Genomic DNA, 21,682 nt, shown 5'->3' with positions numbered 1-21,682 from the left:
CCACTCTAATTTAATAAGAATTAATCTGTGTGCCGATTTGTTGCCAAGCATCAGAAATTTCAGTTAAGAGCTTGATGACTTCATGAATTTTCTCTGGATTATTTTTTAAGTTAGCATCGAGTAGCTGATTAACCATATAGTCATAAAGGAGCTCCAGATTCTCTGCAAGCTCGCCTCCTTTCTCTTTATCCAAACCTTGTTTTAATCCGTTACCAATAATATTAATGGCTTTAGAAATATTTTCGCCTTTACCAGCGATATTTCCTTGCTCCATTAAGATTAAAGCACGGCGAAGGGCGCTAAGCGCCCCATTAAATAGGATCTGGATCAGCTGGTAAGGCGTGGCATTTAAAATCTCGCTTTCAACGTCGATTTGAGCATACATTTTACTGGCTGATTGTTGATACATAGTGTCCTACTTTTAAAAAATTACATTAATAGACGGCCAATTGAGGCACTGGAGTTAGTCATGGAGTTGACCATTTTATCTAACTGTTGGAACTGGTTTTTATAACGTTCCATCGTAGCCGCAATATTGCGTTCCGTATTTTTAATTTGCTTATCTAATGTTTTTTTGCGTTTTTTTACGCCATCAGTGGCAATATCTAAAGTACCATCATTAGATTGCAGGGTTTTCTTTAGGTAATTATAGGTTTGTGTACCAAAACCGGTCTCTTTACCATCACCCATAAAAAACTCTTTCACGTTAGCCGGTTTTTCTTTTAACGCTTCATCCAGTTTTTTATTGTCGATTTCTAATGTGCCATCGACTTTAAATTTAATCCCCATTTTATTTAGGGTATCTATATCTGAGGTATTTTGTGAACTAGTCACAAAGCTTTTTAGCTCAGACATAATCATACGGCTAGTACTATCACCTAATAACACACCGTTGTCTTTTGCCGACTCTTCACCTTTTTCAACTTGGGTATATTTGGTGAGATCTTTATACGTTTTACTTAACTCATTGTAAGCGTCAGTCCAAGCCTTAATGGCTTTTTTCATTGGCTCAATATCACGAGCAACAGTCACTATTTCAGGTTTATCAACACCTTCTTTATTGTTATCCGTCGTCTTCTTTAGATTTAAAACAATACCTTCAGGGGCATCTTTTATCTCATTGGTCTGACGCTCAATATCAATACCATTGATCGTTAACTGTGCATTATTTGCAGCAACGATTTGTTTCATACCTGATGTATGTGGTGCACTATCCGCGTCGGGTGAATTAGATAAGAACTTATTTAGTTCTTCATCACCTTCAACTTTAATCGTCATCATTGAATCCGTACCCTCTTTACGAGAAGTCAGGATCAAATGGTTAACACCATCTTCAGCTTTAACGATTGAAGCAGAAACATTACCTTCTTTTTTATTGATTGCATCACGCAATTCAATCATTGAAGTTTGTTCATCGGTTAGTTCAATGCGTAAAGGTTCTTTCTCACCAGGTTGGGTTATTACTAATGTGCGTGTTTTACCTGCACCTAACGTTTCTCCAATCTGGCTTTTTACGTTATTAACTGGAATTGATTTTAATGTTTGTGCATGAGCAAGTTTTTTTACTGAAACAGTATAGTTACCTACACTAGCTTTACCGTCAGTAGTCACTTTAAAAGCATCAAACTCATCATCAACTTTCGTGGCAACAATTTTATCGAATTTTTTTAAATCTTCAGAAGCTTTCTGTAATTTATCAAGTTGGCTACGGATCTTACCGTAAGCGGTAATTTGCGCTTCGTAGCTTTTCATCTGTTTATCTAGGGGTTCAAGGCGTTTATTTTCCGCCGCCTCTAATTGTGCCAATGTTTGGCTAAGAGGCATCCCTGAGCCCACGCCTAGTGAAGCAATACCAGCCATACCGGTCTCCTTTCTGTGTTCGTAAAATAATCCTCAAAAACCGTTATCGGTAGAATCGGCGAAAAGTTTACGTCTATTTGGTATTTTTGATGACGTAAACAGGCTGCCATATAGAAGCCTTTTATTGCTATTGATGACCAAAGTCGAATTTAGAAGGGTAAGAAAAGGGTTAAGACGAAAATTGATAAAAAATGAATAAAAAAATAATAAATTAATTTCGTTATTTATCATTGACTTGATATTAATTCTATAAAAAATTGCAGAAATATTTGTAGGAAAAATTAAAGGTTGTATGTGGGGTGCCGATAAACTTGTTGCCGGTGATTGACACCGTAAATGAATAGGCAAACTTTTATTTTATCGACTTGATTTTAAAGGAATCTAGCTATGGCACAAGTCATTAATACCAACTATCTATCTCTGGTAACTCAAAACAACCTGAACAAATCTCAGGGAGCTTTAGGAAGTGCAATCGAGCGTCTGTCTTCTGGTCTACGTATCAACAGCGCTAAAGACGATGCAGCGGGTCAAGCGATTGCTAACCGTTTCACTTCAAACGTAAATGGTCTAACTCAAGCAGCACGTAATGCGAACGATGGTATCTCTATCGCTCAAACTACTGAAGGTGCACTGAACGAAATCAACAACAACTTACAACGTATCCGTGAGTTAACAGTTCAAGCGAAAAACGGTTCTAACTCAGAATCAGATATCAAATCAATCCAAGAAGAAGTTGGCGAGCGTTTAAAAGAAATCGACCGTATTTCTGAACAAACTCAATTCAACGGCGTTAAAGTACTGAGCGGCGAAAAAGAAAAAATGACCGTTCACGTTGGTACTAACGACAAAGAAAAAATTGAATTTGAACTGAAAAAAGTTGACAGCAAAACGCTGAAAGTTGACGAATTAGAAGTTGGTGCAGAAGCATTTGGTGGTGTTAAAGCTTCTGATTTAACTGCTAAAACTGCTGCTGAATTAGCTCCAGCTGATGCTGATGGTAAAGTTGCTGCTGACTTAGGTAAAATCACTGTAGATTACAAAGGTCACACTAATACTGACGCAACTATCAAATCTGCAAGTGTTGATAAAAATGGTCAACATTACATCACTGCAGAACTTGAAGATGCTGATGGTAACAAGAAAGATGTTACGTTTAAAGCTGACATGAAAGTGACTAACCCAGCTGCAGCTACAGATGCTAAAACTATTGAGTTCTCTTCTCTGAAAGAAGTTGAAGTTGCAACTGCTGATGACGTAACTAAAGCAGAAGCTAAAGCAGAAGCTCAACTGAAAACTTTAGATGATGCAATCAACACTGTTGACGGTATGCGTTCTTCTTTAGGTGCGATTCAAAACCGTTTTGAATCAACTATCAATAACCTGAACAACACTGTTAACAACTTATCTGCTGCACGTAGCCGTATCTTAGATGCTGACTATGCAACAGAAGTTTCTAACATGAGCCGTGGTCAAATCCTGCAACAAGCTGGTACTTCAGTACTTGCTCAAGCAAACCAAGTACCACAAACTGTTCTGTCTCTGTTACGTTAATTCGTACACTGACACAAAAGATACCTTTCTATATCCAAAAGGTCCTCGCAAGAGGGCCTTTTTTTGTTTTTTGTGTTTTATATTTAAACCCACTCTTTTTTAGTTTTTATTTTTTTCTCAATTTAATTCTCTTTTCTTTTAAATCAATAAGTTCTTAAAAATTAACTGACTGGCTTTTATTGCTATTTTCGCGACGCCAAAAACCGTAAAACCCTCGAAATTGATGACGATAGTGTTTAGGCAACGTTATTACCGTGGCGTAATAACAAACCTATTCATGAAAAAAATTTTTAAAATCAAGTCGAAGGAATATCGTATGGCACAAGTTATTAATACCAATTACCTGTCTTTAGTGACTCAAAATAATTTAAATAAATCACAAGGTGTTTTAGGCTCAGCGATTGAGCGTTTGTCTTCTGGTCTACGTATCAATAGCGCAAAAGATGATGCCGCAGGTCAAGCGATAGCTAACCGTTTTACTTCAAACATTAACGGCTTAACTCAAGCCTCTCGTAATTCAAATGATGGTATTTCAGTTGCTCAAACCACTGAAGGGGCATTAAATGAAATTAATAACAACTTACAACGTATCCGTGAACTGACTGTTCAAGCTAAAAACGGTACTAATTCAAATTCTGATATTAGTTCTATTCAAAATGAAGTCACTGAACGTTTTGCGGAAATTGATCGTATTTCGGAACAAACACAATTTAATGGTGTGAAAGTGTTGAATGGCGATACCGAAATGACAATCCAAGTCGGTACCAATGATAAAGAAACGATTAAATTTAAATTGGATAAAATTGATAATGACACTTTAGGGGTGGGAAACGATAAGTTATATACCGAAACAACGACTAAAAAAGGTGTGACTGAAGTAGGGACTGCTGTGCCAACAGGTGATCTTGGTTCAATTTTAACAGGCGCAACTAAAATGTCAGGTAGTGACACTTTATCTACCTATAAAGAAGATGGTAAAGAAGTCAAAGGAAAATATATCTATCATGATGATGCTAATTCTAAAGACTATTTAGTTTCAGCATCTGACCTCGAGTTAACAGGTGCTTCAAATGATGAAGTGAAGATCAAGGCAACATCGGCAGTAGCTACTAACGAATTTACTGCCAATGCGGGTGTTGATGTAAAAACACTCACTGTAAATGATGATGCACTTGCAACATTAGATAGTGCAATTAATAAAGTTGATGAAGCGCGTTCTAAATTAGGTGCGGTACAAAACCGTTTTGAATCTACTATTAATAATTTAAATAACACTGTGAATAATTTATCGGCTTCCCGTAGCCGTATTTTAGATGCGGATTATGCAACAGAAGTATCAAATATGAGCCGTGGACAAATTCTGCAACAAGCAGGTACTTCAGTATTGGCTCAAGCAAACCAAGTTCCACAATCTGTTCTTTCTCTATTACGTTAATCTTCTCTTTAAATAATCCTCAATTGACACCCACTGCAATTTTTGTAGTGGGTGTTTTTTCATCAAAACAATCGTTTTTTTAATTAATCATTTATGAGTATTTTAACTCGCCAATTAGACGCTAAAATCTTACAAAATAAAATACTATGATTTATATGTTATTTTTTTATGAACAGAATGCATATTCAATGCGTTGATTTCTTTTAATGAGATAAAATATCAATTTAATTAACGGTTTTTCTAAGGATTAAGACCGAGTGTTTTAAGGTAAAGTAGTTCTCGTAATGCAATGACAAATTAATTTATCAATGAAAACCCAACTTTTGCTGAAAATTTGGCATAGGTGAAAAAGAGGCGCTTTTGCTTCACTGTTCAGCCGATTGCTAAATCTATTTCGCCAGATAATGGTTTCCGGTCTTTTATCCAAAGGTGTCTTTTGTTGTGAGTGATTTGTATACCGCCGAAGGCGTGATGGACAAAAATAGCCTCTGGGAGCGATATGTCCCGTTGGTTCGCCATGAAGCATTACGATTACAGGTCAAGTTACCTGCGAGTGTTGAATTGGATGATCTTTTGCAAGCAGGTGGAATTGGGCTGCTAAATGCCGTTGAGCGTTATGACTCAATGCAAGGCGCTGCCTTTACCACTTATGCTGTTCAACGTATCCGTGGCTCTATGCTAGATGAGCTGCGCAGTCGAGATTGGGCGCCACGTAGCGTGCGTCGCAATGCAAGAGAAGTAACGCATTCTATTCATCAATTAGAGCAGGATCTAGGACGACCACCATTAGAACAGGAAGTTGCTGATCATTTGCAGATTGAGTTAGCAGAATACCGGCAGATCCTATTGGATACGAATAACAGCCAATTGTTCTCTTATGACGAATGGCATGAAATTTACGGTGAAAGCTGTGAACCGTCTCAAGACGAAGATCATGATGACAATCCATTACAGATGTTATTAGAAAGTGATATTCGCCAAAGAGTCATAGACGCGATAGAATTGCTTCCCGAAAGGGAAAAAATGGTTCTTACACTGTATTATCAGGAAGAACTTAATTTGAAAGAAATAGGCGCAGTGCTTAATGTCGGGGAATCCCGCGTGAGCCAGCTACACAGCCAAGCCATAAAAAGGCTGCGAGCACGCTTAAACCCAGAGAAATAGAAGTTTTGCTTATTTTTGTTTTTGTTTATTAAGACTACAACACAGGGCTTTATCTCTTATGTCTGTTTCAACACAAAAGAAACGGCCGCTAAGCCGTTACATTAAAGACTATAAACACAGCCAGACTCATTGTCTACATTGCCACAAGGCGCTTGATCGGATCTCTCTCGTATTCAATCGCCAAGTTATCAATAAAGAAGCCATTTCTGAAATGACGGATTTAATTGATGATGAAACGTGGGAAACGTTACAAGAGAAGTTCTCTGCGCTATGCCGTTTTTGTAGTGAGATTTACTGTAATAGTGAAACTGACTACTTTGACATTATGTCTTTTAAGCAGTATTTGTTTGAACAAACGGAGATGAGCCACAGTACTGTTCGTGAGTATGTGGTTCGTTTACGTCGGCTCGATGAATTACTGACTTCAACTAATTTTCCTCGTCAAGAGTTTACGACAGAGAAAATTCAGTCAGACTTGAGTAAAAAGCTCACTCCCTCTGCATTTAGTAACTACAATATTGCACTACGTAAGTACGAGCAATATCTTGATTGGTGCCAAGAGCCCCCATCAATGAGTAGCAGTCACTAATTGCGCTCAAGAGAGACCTTAAAAGGAGTAGCCTAGCCTGCTCCTTTTTCTTTTCTATTAATTCTAAATCCTTCCTATTTTTTCTTACTCAATTTCTTTTTTATTTCTAAATTTATCTATCAACGATGAAAAGCAATGTTGTACTGAGTAAATTGCATCAATAGATAAAAAAAAGCGCCCACAGTGGGGCGCAAGTTTCAGGTATTCATAAAGATATAATTAAATCAACTTCTAGGTTGACTTGGACGTAAGTATATTTACTAAACTAATTCGTCGCGAATAATAAATATAAAAAGGGTGAGAATAGTCACAGCATTAAAAAAATAACACTTTTAACTATCTCTTTAGAAATAATAGGGTAGCAAAATAAAAAACCACCTTTAAGAAAACAGACTTTAAAGGTGGTCTCAAAGACAAGGAGAGAAAGAGAAGGGGAAATTAACTAATCGTCATTAAGCTTGCATTACCTCCAGCTGCCGCTGTATTAATGCTTAATGCTCTTTCATGTAGTAAACGTTCTAACAATATACCTGTTTCACCACGAGAGAATCCTTGAACAGAAATTATAGCTCCTTTGCGTTGAGCAATTTTCTGGCAAGTTTCACGTAATTGGTCACCATCACCATGGTAAATCACCGCATTTATTTTCAGTGACTCATCATTCCAGTTTTCAGTCAATGTAATGGCTTTTCTGACACTATCAGGTAATTCACGATATGTTTTTTGTGAGAATGGGCTATTAACCACAACAGCATGACAACCAGAAGCGAGAACAGCGGCAATTTGAGTCAATGCATCTTGCTCGTTATCTGAAATACACAACACATTACCACAAGGGACTAATTGATAAGTATTGCGTTCGCCAGTAGGGCCCGGTAATACACGCAGTGTTCCTGCTTGTGATGCAAGGGCATATTTCTCTAAAGCTTCATAGTGTGGTTTATCCGCTTTGTTTGATAGCCATTCCATATACTTATGATAAGTCTGTAATAACGTATTACGCATAGAAGTATCAAGAGGAAGTGTTTCATCTTGGCGTGCTAATGTTTGCGTTGCGGCATTTTCAGGGCGTTTAGATAATAAGCGATATAGATAAACAGGGCCGCCTGCTTTCGGACCCGTACCCGATAATCCTTCACCACCAAAAGGCTGAACACCCACAACTGCGCCAACCATATTACGGTTAACGTATAAATTTCCGACTTTGGCATTTGAGGCAACATAAGCAATGGTTTCATCAATACGTGTATGAACGCCCATTGTTAACCCGTATCCGGTTGCATTAATCTCTTCTAATAATGCAGGTAAATCTTGGCTTGCATAACGTACAACATGCAACACAGGGCCAAAGATTTCTTTCTTCAATGAACTGACTTTATCTAATTCAATTAAAGTCGGCGGAACAAAGGTACTGTTACTTTCAGCGTGTTTTGACAAACTATTGTGTGATGCTTGATAAATCTCGAAGCCAGTTGTACGCATAGATTGAATATGTTTCTCTATGCCTGATTTTGCTTCTTTATCGATAACAGGACCAATATCTGTAGATAGTAAACTTGGATCACCCATTGTTGCTTGAGCCATCGCACCTTTAAGCATCTCGATAGTACTCTCAGCCACTTCTTCTTGAATACATAACAGACGTAAAGCAGAACAACGTTGACCAGCACTATCATAAGCGGATGCCATTACATCAGTTACCACTTGCTCTGTTAATGCAGATGAATCAACAATCATGGCATTTAAGCCCCCCGTTTCTGCCACTAAAGGCACTGGGCGACCTTCGCTGTCTAATCGACCCGCTAAGGTCTTTTGTAAAATATGAGCAACCTCCGTAGAACCTGTAAACATCACACCTCGAACACGCTCATCAGCCACTAAGCGTGCACCAATGGTTTCACCTTGCCCCGGTAGCAGTTGTAGTGCAAAAGAAGGAACACCTGCTTGATGGAAAAGCGCAACGGCTTTCGATGCAATTAAAGGTGTCTGCTCTGCGGGTTTTGCTAGAACGGTATTACCTGCTGCTAAAGCTGCCGCAATTTGTCCGCTGAAGATAGCTAATGGGAAGTTCCAAGGGCTGATACAAACCACAGGCCCTAAAGGTCGATGTGTATTATTATCAAAGTCTTGAGCGACTTGAGCTGCATAATAGTAGAGAAAATCAATGGCTTCGCGGACTTCAGCAATCGCATTACTGTAAGTTTTACCTGCTTCGCGCACGAGTATTCCCATAAGAGGGCCCATTTGTTGTTCCATTAACTCCGCAGCACGGATCAAAAATGAAGCTCTTTGCGCTGGTGGTGTAGCAAACCAGATTTCACCTTTTTCTTGAGCAATGGTTAAGGCAAAATCTGCCTCGGCTTCTGTTGCTTCTCTTACTGTACCGACAATATCAGCATGATTGGCTGGATTTAACACAGATTGAGGTTCTTGTGTTTTCTCTGAAGAATTAAACGTATCACCTAATAAAGGTTCGCAATGTATATTTTCAGTTGCTGATGTTAATAAGGCACTAGAAAGTGATGCCAAGCGATGTTCGTTTGACATATCAATGCCCGGTGAGTTTTTACGTTCATCACCATACAGTTTATGAGGAAGCGGAATTTTAGGATGAGAAAGTCCAACTTGGCCTTCGGCTTGAGCCATTCTATTCACTTCTTTGACCGGATCTGCCACTAATTCATCAAGAGAAATTGTGGTATCAGCAATTCGGTTTACAAATGACGTATTCGCCCCATTTTCAAGTAAGCGACGCACTAAATAGGCAAGTAATGTTTCATGAGTTCCTACGGGCGCATAAATACGACAAGGGCGACCTAGTTTCCCGTCTGCAATTTTACCAACAACTTGAGCATAAAGTGGTTCACCCATACCGTGTAAACACTGGAACTCGTATTGTCCGGGGTAATAGTTTTGACCCGCTAAATGATAAATTGCTGACAGTGTGTGCGCATTATGTGTAGCAAATTGCGGATAAATAAAATTAGGTGATGCGAGTAGTTTTTTCGCACAGGCAAGGTAAGAGACATCGGTATACACTTTGCGAGTATAGACAGGATAATCTTCAAGACCATCAATTTGAGCGCGTTTTACTTCGCTATCCCAATAGGCACCTTTTACTAAACGGATCATTAAGCGACGACGGCTACGACGTGCCAAATCAATCACATAATCAATAACTAATGGACAACGCTTTTGGTAAGCCTGAATAACAAAGCCAATACCATTCCAACCTGCTAATTCAGGTTCAAAACAGAGTTTCTCAAGTAGATCGAGTGAAATCTCAAGTCTATCAGCTTCTTCTGCATCGATATTAATACCAATATCGTATTGCTTTGCTTGTAATGTTAATGAGAGTAGGCGAGGGTAAAGCTCGGACATAACACGCTCATATTGAGCACGGCTATAACGAGGATGTAATGCTGAAAGCTTGATAGATATTCCAGGACCTTCATAAATACCTCTGCCGTTAGAGGCTTTACCAATTGCGTGGATGGCTTGTTGATAAGAGACTAGATAATCTTGTGCATCTTTCTCTGTTAATGCGGCTTCTCCTAACATGTCATAAGAGTAGCTAAAGCCTTTTTCTTCAAGTTTGCGTGCATTTGCGAGTGCTTGAGAAATAGTCTCACCAGTAACAAATTGCTCGCCCATTAAACGCATCGCCATATCAACGCCTTTACGAACTAATGGCTCGCCACTTTTGGTGAGAATGCGATTTAAAGAGTTAGATAGCTTTTCTTCATTATGGGTCGAAACTAATTTGCCTGTGAATAATAAGCCCCATGTTGCCGCGTTCACAAACATAGATTGGCTTTGTCCCAAGTGTGAGCGCCAGTTTCCATGACTGATTTTATCGCGGATAAGTGCATCACGAGTGGCTTTATCAGGAATACGCAATAAAGCTTCTGCTAAACACATTAAGGCGACACCTTCTTGTGAAGAAAGTGAGAATTCCTGTAATAGACCTTGAACTAGCCCTGAGCGTCCAACACCATTTTTCTGTTTACGTAATTTTTCGGCGATGGAATAGGCTAATTTATGCGTTGCTTGGGCTTCATTTTCAGGTAATGTCGCTTGTTGCAATAACATAGGTACAGCTTGTGTTTCAGGTGTCCGATATGCAGAAGTAATTGCTGAGCGTAGAACAGATTGCGGATGAATATGTTCAGCAAACTCTAAGAATGGCTGATAATGAGCGATTGGTATTTCAGTGCTTTCATCAATATCTTGTTCTGCAAATGTTGAGTTACCAAGATTAACCTGATCATTTTCGATTTGTTCTAGATAATCGAAAATAGCCTGCTTAATTAACCAATGCGATGTTCTATCTAATTTCTGTGCAGCTTCTTTTAATCTATTGCGGGTTTCTTCATCAAGTCTAACACCCATTGTTGTGCTACTCATGCAGTGCTCCTATATTCTATTTCTAATTCGCAAGTACAGTTACCCGTTATTTTTATTAATATCATTCATGTTGCAACTTTGTGCAACATTGTTAACAATTTATTTATAAATAATGTGAAAGTAGTCAGGTTTTGTGAGTGATTAAAAATAGTGTAATTTATTTTTTCTATATATTTATATATAAATCAATAAATTATATTTATCTTATTGATGTTTACATTTATAATGTGTCTTCTAATTAAGACAAATAGTGTGAAGTCATAAACAAAATTTAAACATTTAAACGTTAATTTCTTGTTAAATGCAGTTAACCTATTCTAGGATTGATGTGAATGCTTTATCTGTTGCTGTAAGAAATTATTTTAATTAAAAACTGAAAAGATCATTAATGCGCAACGAAGTGCAACGTTCCTGTACAAGTCAAAAGCATACCGATGATCGGAAACAGATTTATGGAGAACTGCAATTATGGCCTTAACTTCGCCAATGCTAATTACATTTACGATCTATATCTTGGGTATGCTTTTTATTGGCTACCTTGCTTATCGTTCAACAAAAAACTTTGATGATTATATTCTTGGCGGTCGGCGACTGGGCAGTGTTGTTACTGCGCTTTCAGCGGGTGCTTCAGATATGAGCGGCTGGTTATTGATGGGATTACCGGGCGTGGTTTTTTTCGCCGGTATTTCAGAAAGTTGGATAGCTATCGGGCTCTGTTTAGGTGCGTGGCTAAACTGGCGTTTAGTTGCTGGGCGTTTACGTTTGCAAACTGAGAAAAACAATAATGCATTAACGTTACCCGATTATTTGACATCGCGTTTTGATGATAAAAGCAAAATGCTACGTATCATTTCAGCACTTGTTATTCTTACTTTCTTTACTATTTATTGTGCATCAGGTGTAGTTGCTGGTGGAATGTTGTTTGAATCTACATTCCATATTCCTTATCACGAAGCGATGATTTATGGTGCACTTGCAACGATTGCATATACTTTTTTAGGTGGTTTTCTTGCTGTAAGTTGGACTGATACTGTTCAGGCAACGTTAATGATTTTTGCTCTGATCTTGACACCTATTATTGTTATTTTCTCAGTAGGTGGCATTGATACTTCTATTGCTATCATTAAAGCGAAAGATCCATCTTATTTGGATATGTTTAAAGGGCTTGATTTTATCGCCATTATTTCATTATTGGCATGGGGATTAGGTTATTTTGGACAACCTCATATCCTTGCACGTTTTATGGCGGCTGATTCTAACCAAACTATTCGTAAAGCTCGCCGTATTGGTATGACGTGGATGATCCTCTGTTTAGGGGGAACTGTTGCGGTTGGATTCTTTGGTATTGCTTACTTTGAAATGAATCCAGCACAAGCGGGTGCGGTAACGGCTAAAAATGAACGTATCTTTATGGAGCTGGCTTCACTGCTCTTTAATCCGTGGATTGCTGGTATTCTATTATCTGCAATTTTAGCAGCGGTAATGAGTACACTAAGCTGTCAATTATTAGTCTGTGCAAGTGCGTTAACTGAAGATTTATACAAACCATTTATTCGCAAAAGTGCGAGCCAAAAAGAGCTAGTTTGGGTAGGGCGTGGCATGGTGTTATTAGTTGCGATTATTGCCATCTTCTTAGCGCGTGATCCTAACAATAAGGTGCTTGATTTAGTCAGTAACGCGTGGGCAGGTTTTGGTGCCGCCTTTGGTCCTGTGATCCTTATTTCTGTTCTGTGGAAACGTATGACCCGTAATGGTGCTTTTGCCGGAATGTTGATTGGTGCTTTGACCGTGTTAGTGTGGATGCAATATAAATGGTTTGGTTTATATGAAATTATTCCTGGTTTTATCTTTGCCTCTATCGCTATCGTTGTTATTAGTTTAATGGGCAAAGCGCCAAGCAAAGAAAACCAACAACGCTTTGATGAAGCTGAAACTCAATATCAGAATACATAATAAAATATAGAAAATTAGATAAATAAAAGGCCACTTTAATTTAATAAGGTGGCCTTTGTTATGTAATATCATAATAAACTAAAAATAGAGTGTGATTTTAAATTTATAACACTGGTAACTTATTCATAATATTCATATTCATGGTAGACAGTGGCAGTACTAGTGTCGATTAATTTATCATCTTTTCTTACTTCACTTACCATATCCCAGATTAAGCAATTATTATATTTATCCCATTCTCGACAGGTGTTGTCATATTCTCTTATATCATCATATAGACTGGTAAATATTTGCATCTGGCGCAAAATTCGACCATCTTTATCATAATTAAATTCTAATATAACGTCACTATGATCCATCGCTTTTAAAAGACGCCCTTGTTCATCATAATAATATTTAATTGAATTGCCTTGATTTTCAGCCGTGGATTTAATAATTGTTTCTGCTACAATTTTTTTATTATTGTATATTAGTTCAGCAAAGTCAGTGCCAATTAATGAGCCATCATCATCATAAAAATGAGAGGTTTTATCTATCAACTGATTTTGATTGTTTTTTCCATAAAATTCAACTAGATAAAGAGAGTGTGTTCTATGTCTGTTTTTTAACTGATATTTATACTTAATGTTATAAGGTGTAGACATTCTTAAAAGATTTGTCTCAATATGTTCATGAATATATTCTTGTGTAGAAAAATCATATTTAGTAAGAACGCCACATTCATCAAATTGTGCCTCTCCTTTAAAGGCTTTAAGTCGGCCTTTTTCAGGTAATTTGCTGGTGGTGATAATTGTTTTTATTGGGCCATAATTGAAATCAATCATTATGAACATATTGTTAGATGCATTCACTTGTTTTTGTGATTGCTCACAAGATGTTGATATCGCAGAAGCAGGAAATGTAATAAAAAGTGTGCATAAAGAAAAAATAAAAAATAATGGAAATTTCATATAATGAACCATCTTAAATTTTATTAAAAGAGAACATGCGATAAAGCATATTCATCATTAATTGATTTAAGTAGTTTTACACAAATTGTTTTTTAATGAAAGTATCACGAGGGGTATCTAACTATAGATACTAACTATAGATAAGAATATATGTAATAAATATAAAAACCAGTCTATTTTTGATAGTCTGATTTTTATATTATCAACTTAAATTTGATACAAAAAACATAATATAAATATTATTCGTAGTAAATAAACTCGTTATGAAGCATAGCCTTACTAAAATTCACCACCTCATCATCAAATTTAATCGTACTCTCAAGTTCTTCTTTTGAACAATTAGCAAATTTGTCCCATTCAAGGCAAGTAGTGATAAAGGCTTTATCTTCTCCATTAATGCCTTTGATATAGTTCGATTGAGTCACAACTTTTCCTTCAGGATCATATTGATACTCTACATTTATTTTGCCGTCTTCTATTACAGATTGTAGTTTTCCTTGAGGATTATAGCTGTACTCTGTTGTGATAATCTTAGTTGTAGGATCAGACGATTTGCTAGTTTCTTTAATAATGCGCCCGTCTTTATAGTCGAATTGGCTGGTGACTGTATCCAGTAAAGCGCCATCATTTGAGTAATATTGAATTACTTTTTTGTTGAAGCGGTTCTGCTCATCTTTATGATAGGTTTCTTGCATATAGATAGAGTGTGAGCCGTAGGCATTTTTTCTCTGGAATTGATATCGGATAACAGAAGGGTTATTAGGTAATGTTCTTATTAAATTAGTTTCTACATTACCTTCAAAGTACTCCTGCATTGATGTGCTATCTTTTAATAACTTTCCACACTCATCAAAGTGAATTTCACCTTTAAATGCTTTAAAACGGCCGTCATGGGGGATGGTGCTTGTCATCGTGACTGATTTAACCGGACCGTTATAAGAACTGAGCAATATAATATCGTTATTGGCAATATTGGTTTGTTTTTCAATATCGGTGCATTGAGTTGAAGCCGCGATTGCTGAAAATGAGGAAACTGCATAAAGGGAAAAGGTGATAAGGAGTAGTTGTGATTTCATAAGACCGTCCATGTTATGTATTCGTCATACTTCAAGTCGTAGCGTTGTTGACTAGGCTCATTCGCATTAGTCACATACTTTTATACTCGTCATACTTCAAGTTGCAGTGTTGTTGACTGCGTTCATTCGCACTAGTCGCATACTTGTGTATGCTCCTAGAGACTCATTCACCTGTCGCCTAGCGGCATCTTGAATTATTTAGAGTATATGAATTCAAGCTACATTTTGATTTATAAAATATAGGTCTAGTATAGGGAATTGGTTTGCTAAATAGTATAGATAAAATCCTATATGATTAACCGGTATATAAAGAGAAAAGATATTTTGGTACGTTTAGAACTGTTTTGGGAGCATTAAGATGTCAAACGTGTTTTCTTTTATGACTGATACAGCAACTCTGGCAATTTTTGATTTACAAGCAATCCAACATAGAAAATCAGATACAGCCGATTGGTGGAGCATACCAGACGATGAATTAGAGGAAATGAACAAAGGTAATATTGCATTTATTGGGTTAGGTAATGATGGTTTTTACACAATAAACCTATGCGACAACATCGAAGATCCAGATGTAAAAATAAATATCAGTTGCCCATCAGGTGAAATTTTTATTGGCGCAGGGGAGGATACAACTGGTGGTGATTTAGAGCCAGATGATCCACAGTATCGTGCCGGAGAAATTATTTTTCTCTCTGTAGGAGATTATGAGGTTTTATTAAAAAAGGCAGAAAACAGACTTTGTATTTCTATCACCCCAAGTAAATCGAAAGCAAATAAATTTGAGAATGTTTTACGTTTAGATTAAAGAAATATATAACGGTAATATAAAAATATAATAACGAGTGAAAAGATGACGTTATTTAAAAATATCATCATTATACTTTATTAATAAGTTAATAAAAATAAATTAAACAATCTATGGTTGTATTAAATTTGATATAACGAATATGCTGATTATAAATTAGATTAATCAATTAACTAAATATTAATTGATTAATCTAATTTAAATATCTCTGAAAGAAAATAGTGATATAAGTAATTATTAGATAATCAAATAAAGAATAGAAACGATTTTATTTTTAAATTTAAAAATAATTAATGAATGATTGGTATTTTTTTATTAAAAATGACAAATATCAAATTAAAGTAAAATAATATTATTTTTGATATTAACCCTAATAAAATTAACATTTTTTTGTTAAAAAATGCGTAATAGTCGTATTTAGACTATAAGAATATGCTTAAAATCGAAAGATATATACGTATTAACCGCTATATATGATGAAGATAGTTGCATTTTATGAGTAAATAAGTCGATAATAATACATACTTAAATATTAGTACGTAATAAACATGAAATAAGGTTATTGAACCTATTTTATTTCGTGTCTGCCTTTTCATTTATTAAAATCCCAAAATAACTTATTTAGATATATTACCGGAGAGAGTTTTATTATGAATAAAATACTTCTTGCTGCGATGATCGCAGGTGTTTTTTCATCAACAGTTTATGCAGCTTCTGATAATACCATTCGCTTTCAAGGTGAAGTTTCTGATGAAACTTGTACTGTAACTGTTAATGGTAATTCAGCGCTTCCAGTTGTTTTATTACCTACAGTGCCTGTAACTGCATTAGATACTGCGGGTAAAACAGCAGGTCAAACACCATTTACTATCGCAGTGAGTGGTTGTACAGGTTCTAAACCAACAGATACAAATATTAAAACTATTTTTATTGCTAATAATCTGACAACAGAAGGTCGTATTGGCAATACTGCAGCAAATAACAACGTAAGCTTAGAAATTATTGATCCTGCGAAAACAGGCACTAAAATTGATTTAACTGGTGTAGGTAACGAAGGTTTAGTATTAAAAGCAAACGAAAAATCAGCATCTTATGATTACGCTGTGCGTTATTATGCTGATGATGTTGCAACAGCAGGCAAAGTAGAAGGTAGCGTGCAGTACTCTATTTCTTATCAATAATGCTTATATGTCTCCTTTATATAAAGGAGACATTTTTCTATTTATATAAGAGGAAGAGAAGTAATGAAAAAAATAATAATGTTAATTGCCGTATTTTTCTTAAGTTATAGCACAGCATCGTATTCTAGTGTCACCATGTTAAAAACACGTATTGTATATTCATCAGATTCACGCTTTGAAGTTTTAAAGTTTATGAATAACGATGAAATCCCTTACATTATGCAAATATGGGCGGATAAAAATAATCCTAATTCGACCCCAGATAATGCAGATGCGCCTTTTGTTGTTCAGCCCCCAGTTTTTCGTATTGATCCTAAAACAGGGAGAGACGCTCGATTAATTTATACTGGCGAAGGCTTACCACAAGATAAAGAATCTATTTTCTATTTAAATGTGGCGCAAATTCCACCTAAAGATCTGAATAAAGACATAAAAGAAGGAAATAGCTTTACGGTTATTGTGCATCATAGATTAAAAATATTTTACCGCCCAACAGCGATTGCCTCAAAGCTAAATAATATCGAGAAGCAAATATCATTCTCAAAAGAAAGTAATGGCAATATAAAAATTAAAAACGATTCACCATTCTTTGTGTCATTTGCACAACTTGAAGCCACTAATGCTTCGGGACAAAAATTTATATTTAAATCAACTATGGTTTCTCCGTTATCAACAGAAGTATTAGTCGCTGAAAATGGTGGGAAGCTTTCATTTTCACCCGATAAAATGACCTATAAATACCTCAATGATCTAGGTGGGCAGAATAGCGCGACAGATTTAATTCATTAATAAAAATGGCATTGAAATGAAATTCATGGAAAAAAGCACAGCACAATTAAATAAGAGAATAAAAGTCGTATTCTTAATCGGCTCATTTTCTCTATTTATTCAATCAATGCCTTTTGCCTTTGCTGATGATTATGAATTTGATCCTTCTTTATTATTAGGTAGCAAAAATAATATCAACATTAATCAGCTTCATGACAGTAATTATGTGGAGCCTGGTGATTACGATGTTGATATATATATTAATAATCGTTTTTTTGAAAGAAAAACAGTGAGTTTTCAATTAAATGATAAAGGTAAAGTGACGCCTTGTTTTAATCAACAACAGATTGATGAAATGGGCATTTTGCTTGATAACGAGATCAATCAAGATAATGGTCAATGTTTAGTATTAAACCAAATTGATAAAAACATTGTAGATTCATTTGATGCTTCTAACTTTAGAATAATGATTGCAGTGCCCCAAATCTTATTAAAACGAAGACCACAAGGTTATGTTAATGAAGAAGATTTAGATGCAGGCAACACCATGTTGTTCACCAATTATTCTGGTAATTACTATAAGAATAAATCGAACGGACAAACTTCGGACTATGGTTTTGGTAGTGTCAACATGGGCGTAAATCTGGGAACTTGGCAATTTCGCCAACAGGCGTCTTATTCTTATAACTCATCGAAATCGGGAAGTAATAGTGAATTTAATTGGATAAGAACGTATCTACAAAAACCTTTATTGACATTAAAGTCGATGTTAGTTGTCGGCGATATTTATACAACAGGCGCACAATTTTCAAGTCTGGCATTTAAGGGTATTCAATTAATGTCTGATGAAAGAATGTTGCCGGATTCTCAAAAAGGCTATGCGCCTGTTATTCGTGGTATTGCGACGACTACTGCACGTGTAGTGATAAAACAAAATGGCACTGAAATTTATCAAACGACGGTATCTCCCGGACAATTTGAAATAAATGACCTTTATCCAACCAGTTATGAAGGGGATTTATTAGTCGAAATTAACGAAAGTAATGGTAAAGTTTCTTCTTTCACAGTGCCATTTACCGCATTACCAGAGTCAGTAAGGGCCGGTCGCTTTAAATATAATTTTACCGCAGGCGAAGTGAATAATTTCGGTTCAGAAAATAGTTATTTTTCAGATATCGCTCTGCAATATGGTGTGAATAATACGGTAACCCTAAATACAGGAATGCGTGTAGGACATCAATATCAAGCAGTATTTGTCGGCTCTGTTATTGCTACAAAATTAGGGGCAATTGGTTTTAATTCGGCATTTTCAAATGCGGAAGTGGGCGGCAAAAATTATCAAGGTGGGCGATTAGGCGTTAGTTATAGCCGTACTTTTAGCCCAACAAATACCGTTATTACACTTGCAGGTTATAAATATTCAACAGAAAATTTTCGCGAATATAATGATGTCTTGGGATTAAGAAAAAGTGCAAGCAATGACATGGAATGGAATTCCAGCAGCTATAACCAAGAAAGCCAGTTTACACTTAGTGTTAATCAGTCTCTTGATAATTGGGGACAACTTTATATTTCAGGCTCTATCAGTAACTATTATGGTAATAAAGGGCATGATGCTCAGTATCAAATTGGTTATTCAAATACCTATAAAGATATAGCTTATAGCCTTGCCTACAGTCGCCAAAAAACGGGACAAATGACGGCAAATAATACCTTCACACCAATAACAACGGACCCGATATCGGAAGATATGGTGATGTTATCTGTTTCTATGCCATTAGGACGTTCTGATTATTCACCAATGCTATCGCTATCTTCTAGCCATTCTAGTGATGATTCGAGTTATCAAACGAATTTATCAGGACTTTTAGGTGAAGATAAAACACTTTCTTATAGTGTGAATGCAGATTACGACACACAAAATAGAGCGGTGGGCAGTGGTTTACATTTAATTAAACAGCTTCCTTTTACCACGTTATCGGGCAGTATCTCTAATGGTAAACATTACACTCAAGGCAGTGTGGGTATTCAAGGTGCGTTAGTCGCACACAGTGGTGGGGTAACGTTAGGGCCTCGTATTAGTGATTCTTTTGCTTTAGTAGAAGCAAAAGGTGCAAGTGGCGCGAGTGTGAGTAATGGTATGGGGGCACGCATAGATCCCTTTGGTTATGCCATAGTGCCTTCTCTTGTCCCTTACCAATATAATAATGTTAGCTTGGATGGGAAAAATATTAGGAATAACAATATCGAGTTACTGGAAAACACCAAGCAAATAGCACCATATTCAGGCTCAAGTACTAAAATCGTCTTTAAAACTCAAATCGGATATCCTGTATTGATTTCGGTTAAGCCTGAAAACCAACTGGCATTAGGTGAAAATGTTTATGATAAAGATAGACATATTGTTGGTATGGTGGGGCAAAGCAACCAAATTTATGTCAGGGTTGAAAATAGAAACGGGACACTGACTGTTGGTAAAGATGAAGATAGTTGCCAAATCGCTTACTCAATACCAGAAGAAAAAGAAGCCGATAAACTCATTTTATTATCAGGTCAATGCTTATGAAATTAAATCGCTGTTTACTTTCTTGTCAGTCCTCTATTTTATTGGCATTGATGCTATTTCCTTCTTTAGCTTTGGCAACATGTTATAAAATAACAACCACGACGACAAATCCTAATAATGTGCTTTATACCGAGCCTGGTAAAGGTTCAGCAAAAAATTGGCAAGGTGCTCGGGATGATTCAGGATCAATGGGAAGTACTCCAAAAGTAATCAATGTCAATAACGATCAGTTTCAAATTCCCGGTACATTAGTGGCAAGTGGCTTTGTCTCTTTTTTTGAGGCAGGTTATGAGGTTTACGATCCCGAACAAATATTATTTCGTTGCACTGCCGATGAAGAGGGTAAATTAAGAGAATTTTACTCAACTAATGGTGATTATAGCTATGGTGGCAAAAATTTAGTTAATCCAGCATTAGGCTTAAATGATACTTACATTAGTCTGGCAAGAGGGTTAGGTATTCGTATTAAGAACACCATTACAGGCGAATATTATAGTCGCTATTGGAAATCTCGCGCTTTAGAGAATTTAGAAAGAGATAGCCAAGGATGGATCTTAGTAAAAGCAAAAAATTTCTCTAATATGGAAGTCGAGTTATTTAAGATTAACTATGAAAGAACAAGTGATATGCCACCTGCACAATCAAGTAGTGGTTTAATTACTTTTATTAACCAACCTGCCGGTTATATCGCCTTTCAAAGTTCCAACTACTCTTATTTATTAAAAGATGGTTCAGATCACGCGACAAACTATCATGGCTTTTATGCTTATTGGCCTGCTGCTGTAAACATGTCTCGCCGTATTTATATTCGTAATGCATCCACTTGTTTTGTACGAAATGTTACGCCTTATGTTTCATTCCCATTGGTCACTATTAATGAGTTAGCAAGTGGTAAAAAAGTGACTTTACCTATTACTATTGATTTTTATTGCCAATTAACACCACCGGCGAGTGATGGTATGAGTAATATTTCTAGTGGAACAGGAGCAGGGCAAACTGCAATGGGATTTTTACCCAGACCTGCAAATGTTAATAAGGCAATTGAATTAGGATTAACAGTACCTAATGGTGCTGCAATTACCCATTTAGTGACCGATGGTTATGGTACTGACTCCAGTATGGCAAAAGGAGTTGGTGTAAGAATATATCGCCCATCAGGTATGGCATTAAATTTATTATCAACATTAGCCAATGAAGGACAAGGTGAGGGCTATGGTTGGTATCCTGTTTATGATGATGCTAGTTCGGTCTCATTTAATAATGGTATTGCCGATTTAACTAAAACATTATATGCCTCATTAGAAGCGCTACCGAGAGAGAAAATAACTGCGGGTAAATTTAATGCGACATTACAAGTGATTATACAGGTGCAATAAA

At 36.4% G+C, this 21,682-nt stretch carries 15 protein-coding genes; 10 read left to right on the top strand and 5 right to left on the bottom strand.

What is annotated here, in order from left to right; all coding sequences use genetic code 11:
* Nucleotides 1-10 precede the first annotated feature (10 nt).
* Both fliS and fliD read right to left on the bottom strand, forming a co-directional pair.
* The gene (gene fliS / locus D7029_RS11585; protein WP_023581844.1) at nt 11-409 is read right to left on the bottom strand and encodes a flagellar export chaperone FliS; all 399 of its coding nucleotides are present in this window, start codon (nt 407-409) and stop codon (nt 11-13) included.
* A 20-nt stretch (nt 410-429) separates the two neighbouring features.
* Nucleotides 430-1,860, bottom strand: a complete 1,431-nt coding sequence (gene fliD, locus D7029_RS11580) for a flagellar filament capping protein FliD (RefSeq protein WP_194950761.1) — start codon at nt 1,858-1,860, stop codon at nt 430-432.
* Nucleotides 1,861-2,247: 387 nt separating this feature from the next.
* Between fliD and D7029_RS11575 the strand changes: the two genes are divergently transcribed.
* From D7029_RS11575 to fliZ, 4 genes are all read left to right on the top strand, one after another.
* Nucleotides 2,248-3,411 carry a FliC/FljB family flagellin gene (locus D7029_RS11575; RefSeq protein WP_194950760.1) on the top strand — a complete coding sequence of 388 codons (1,164 nt, stop codon included), beginning with the start codon at nt 2,248-2,250 and terminating at the stop codon, nt 3,409-3,411.
* A 316-nt stretch (nt 3,412-3,727) separates the two neighbouring features.
* Complete coding sequence (locus tag D7029_RS11570; protein ID WP_194950759.1) at nt 3,728-4,846, top strand: FliC/FljB family flagellin; 1,119 nt, start codon at nt 3,728-3,730, stop codon at nt 4,844-4,846.
* Between the two features lie 441 nt (nt 4,847-5,287).
* Nucleotides 5,288-6,010 (top strand): RNA polymerase sigma factor FliA, encoded by a 723-nt coding sequence (locus D7029_RS11565; protein ID WP_036912728.1) that lies wholly within the window; start codon nt 5,288-5,290, stop codon nt 6,008-6,010.
* A gap of 58 nt (nt 6,011-6,068) precedes the next feature.
* Nucleotides 6,069-6,599, top strand: coding sequence for a flagella biosynthesis regulatory protein FliZ (fliZ, locus tag D7029_RS11560; protein ID WP_075673009.1), 531 nt, complete (start codon nt 6,069-6,071; stop codon nt 6,597-6,599).
* Nucleotides 6,600-7,037: 438 nt separating this feature from the next.
* Here the strand turns inward: fliZ and putA are convergent, their stop codons facing one another.
* Nucleotides 7,038-11,006: a trifunctional transcriptional regulator/proline dehydrogenase/L-glutamate gamma-semialdehyde dehydrogenase gene (gene putA / locus D7029_RS11555; protein ID WP_194950758.1), complete on the bottom strand. Its 3,969-nt coding sequence runs from the start codon at nt 11,004-11,006 to the stop codon at nt 7,038-7,040.
* Nucleotides 11,007-11,474: 468 nt separating this feature from the next.
* On the opposite strand from putA, the gene putP reads away from it, so the two are divergent.
* The gene (gene putP / locus D7029_RS11550; protein ID WP_194950757.1) at nt 11,475-12,959 is read left to right on the top strand and encodes a sodium/proline symporter PutP; all 1,485 of its coding nucleotides are present in this window, start codon (nt 11,475-11,477) and stop codon (nt 12,957-12,959) included.
* 119 nt (nt 12,960-13,078) lie between these two features.
* On the opposite strand, the gene D7029_RS11545 is transcribed toward putP, so the two are convergent.
* Both D7029_RS11545 and D7029_RS11540 read right to left on the bottom strand, forming a co-directional pair.
* Nucleotides 13,079-13,909: a hypothetical protein gene (locus D7029_RS11545; protein ID WP_194950756.1), complete on the bottom strand. Its 831-nt coding sequence runs from the start codon at nt 13,907-13,909 to the stop codon at nt 13,079-13,081.
* A gap of 239 nt (nt 13,910-14,148) precedes the next feature.
* Nucleotides 14,149-14,985, bottom strand: coding sequence for a hypothetical protein (locus D7029_RS11540; RefSeq protein WP_194950755.1), 837 nt, complete (start codon nt 14,983-14,985; stop codon nt 14,149-14,151).
* 358 nt (nt 14,986-15,343) lie between these two features.
* Between D7029_RS11540 and D7029_RS11535 the strand changes: the two genes are divergently transcribed.
* The 5 genes from D7029_RS11535 to D7029_RS11515 all read left to right on the top strand — a co-directional run bounded on the left by D7029_RS11535 (nt 15,344) and on the right by D7029_RS11515 (nt 21,681).
* A complete protein-coding gene (locus D7029_RS11535; RefSeq protein WP_194950754.1) occupies nt 15,344-15,790 on the top strand; it encodes a DUF6386 family protein in 447 nt (148 codons plus the stop codon).
* 650 nt (nt 15,791-16,440) lie between these two features.
* Nucleotides 16,441-16,971 carry a fimbrial protein gene (locus tag D7029_RS11530; protein WP_088495248.1) on the top strand — a complete coding sequence of 177 codons (531 nt, stop codon included), beginning with the start codon at nt 16,441-16,443 and terminating at the stop codon, nt 16,969-16,971.
* Nucleotides 16,972-17,034: 63 nt separating this feature from the next.
* Nucleotides 17,035-17,760: a molecular chaperone gene (locus tag D7029_RS11525; protein WP_088495249.1), complete on the top strand. Its 726-nt coding sequence runs from the start codon at nt 17,035-17,037 to the stop codon at nt 17,758-17,760.
* A 25-nt stretch (nt 17,761-17,785) separates the two neighbouring features.
* The gene (locus D7029_RS11520) at nt 17,786-20,305 is read left to right on the top strand and encodes a fimbria/pilus outer membrane usher protein (protein ID WP_194950753.1); all 2,520 of its coding nucleotides are present in this window, start codon (nt 17,786-17,788) and stop codon (nt 20,303-20,305) included.
* Nucleotides 20,302-21,681, top strand: coding sequence for a fimbrial protein (locus D7029_RS11515; RefSeq protein WP_228766674.1), 1,380 nt, complete (start codon nt 20,302-20,304; stop codon nt 21,679-21,681). Before D7029_RS11520 ends, D7029_RS11515 begins: the two co-directional genes overlap by 4 nt.
* The last annotated feature ends 1 nt before the right edge of the window (nt 21,682 follow it).

Origin of the sequence: Proteus vulgaris, from assembly GCF_016647575.1 — a bacterium.
GTDB classification, from domain to species: domain Bacteria; phylum Pseudomonadota; class Gammaproteobacteria; order Enterobacterales; family Enterobacteriaceae; genus Proteus; species Proteus mirabilis_B.
Note: the sequence above shows the minus strand (reverse complement) of the source record. Positions and strands in the feature narration are given on the sequence as shown.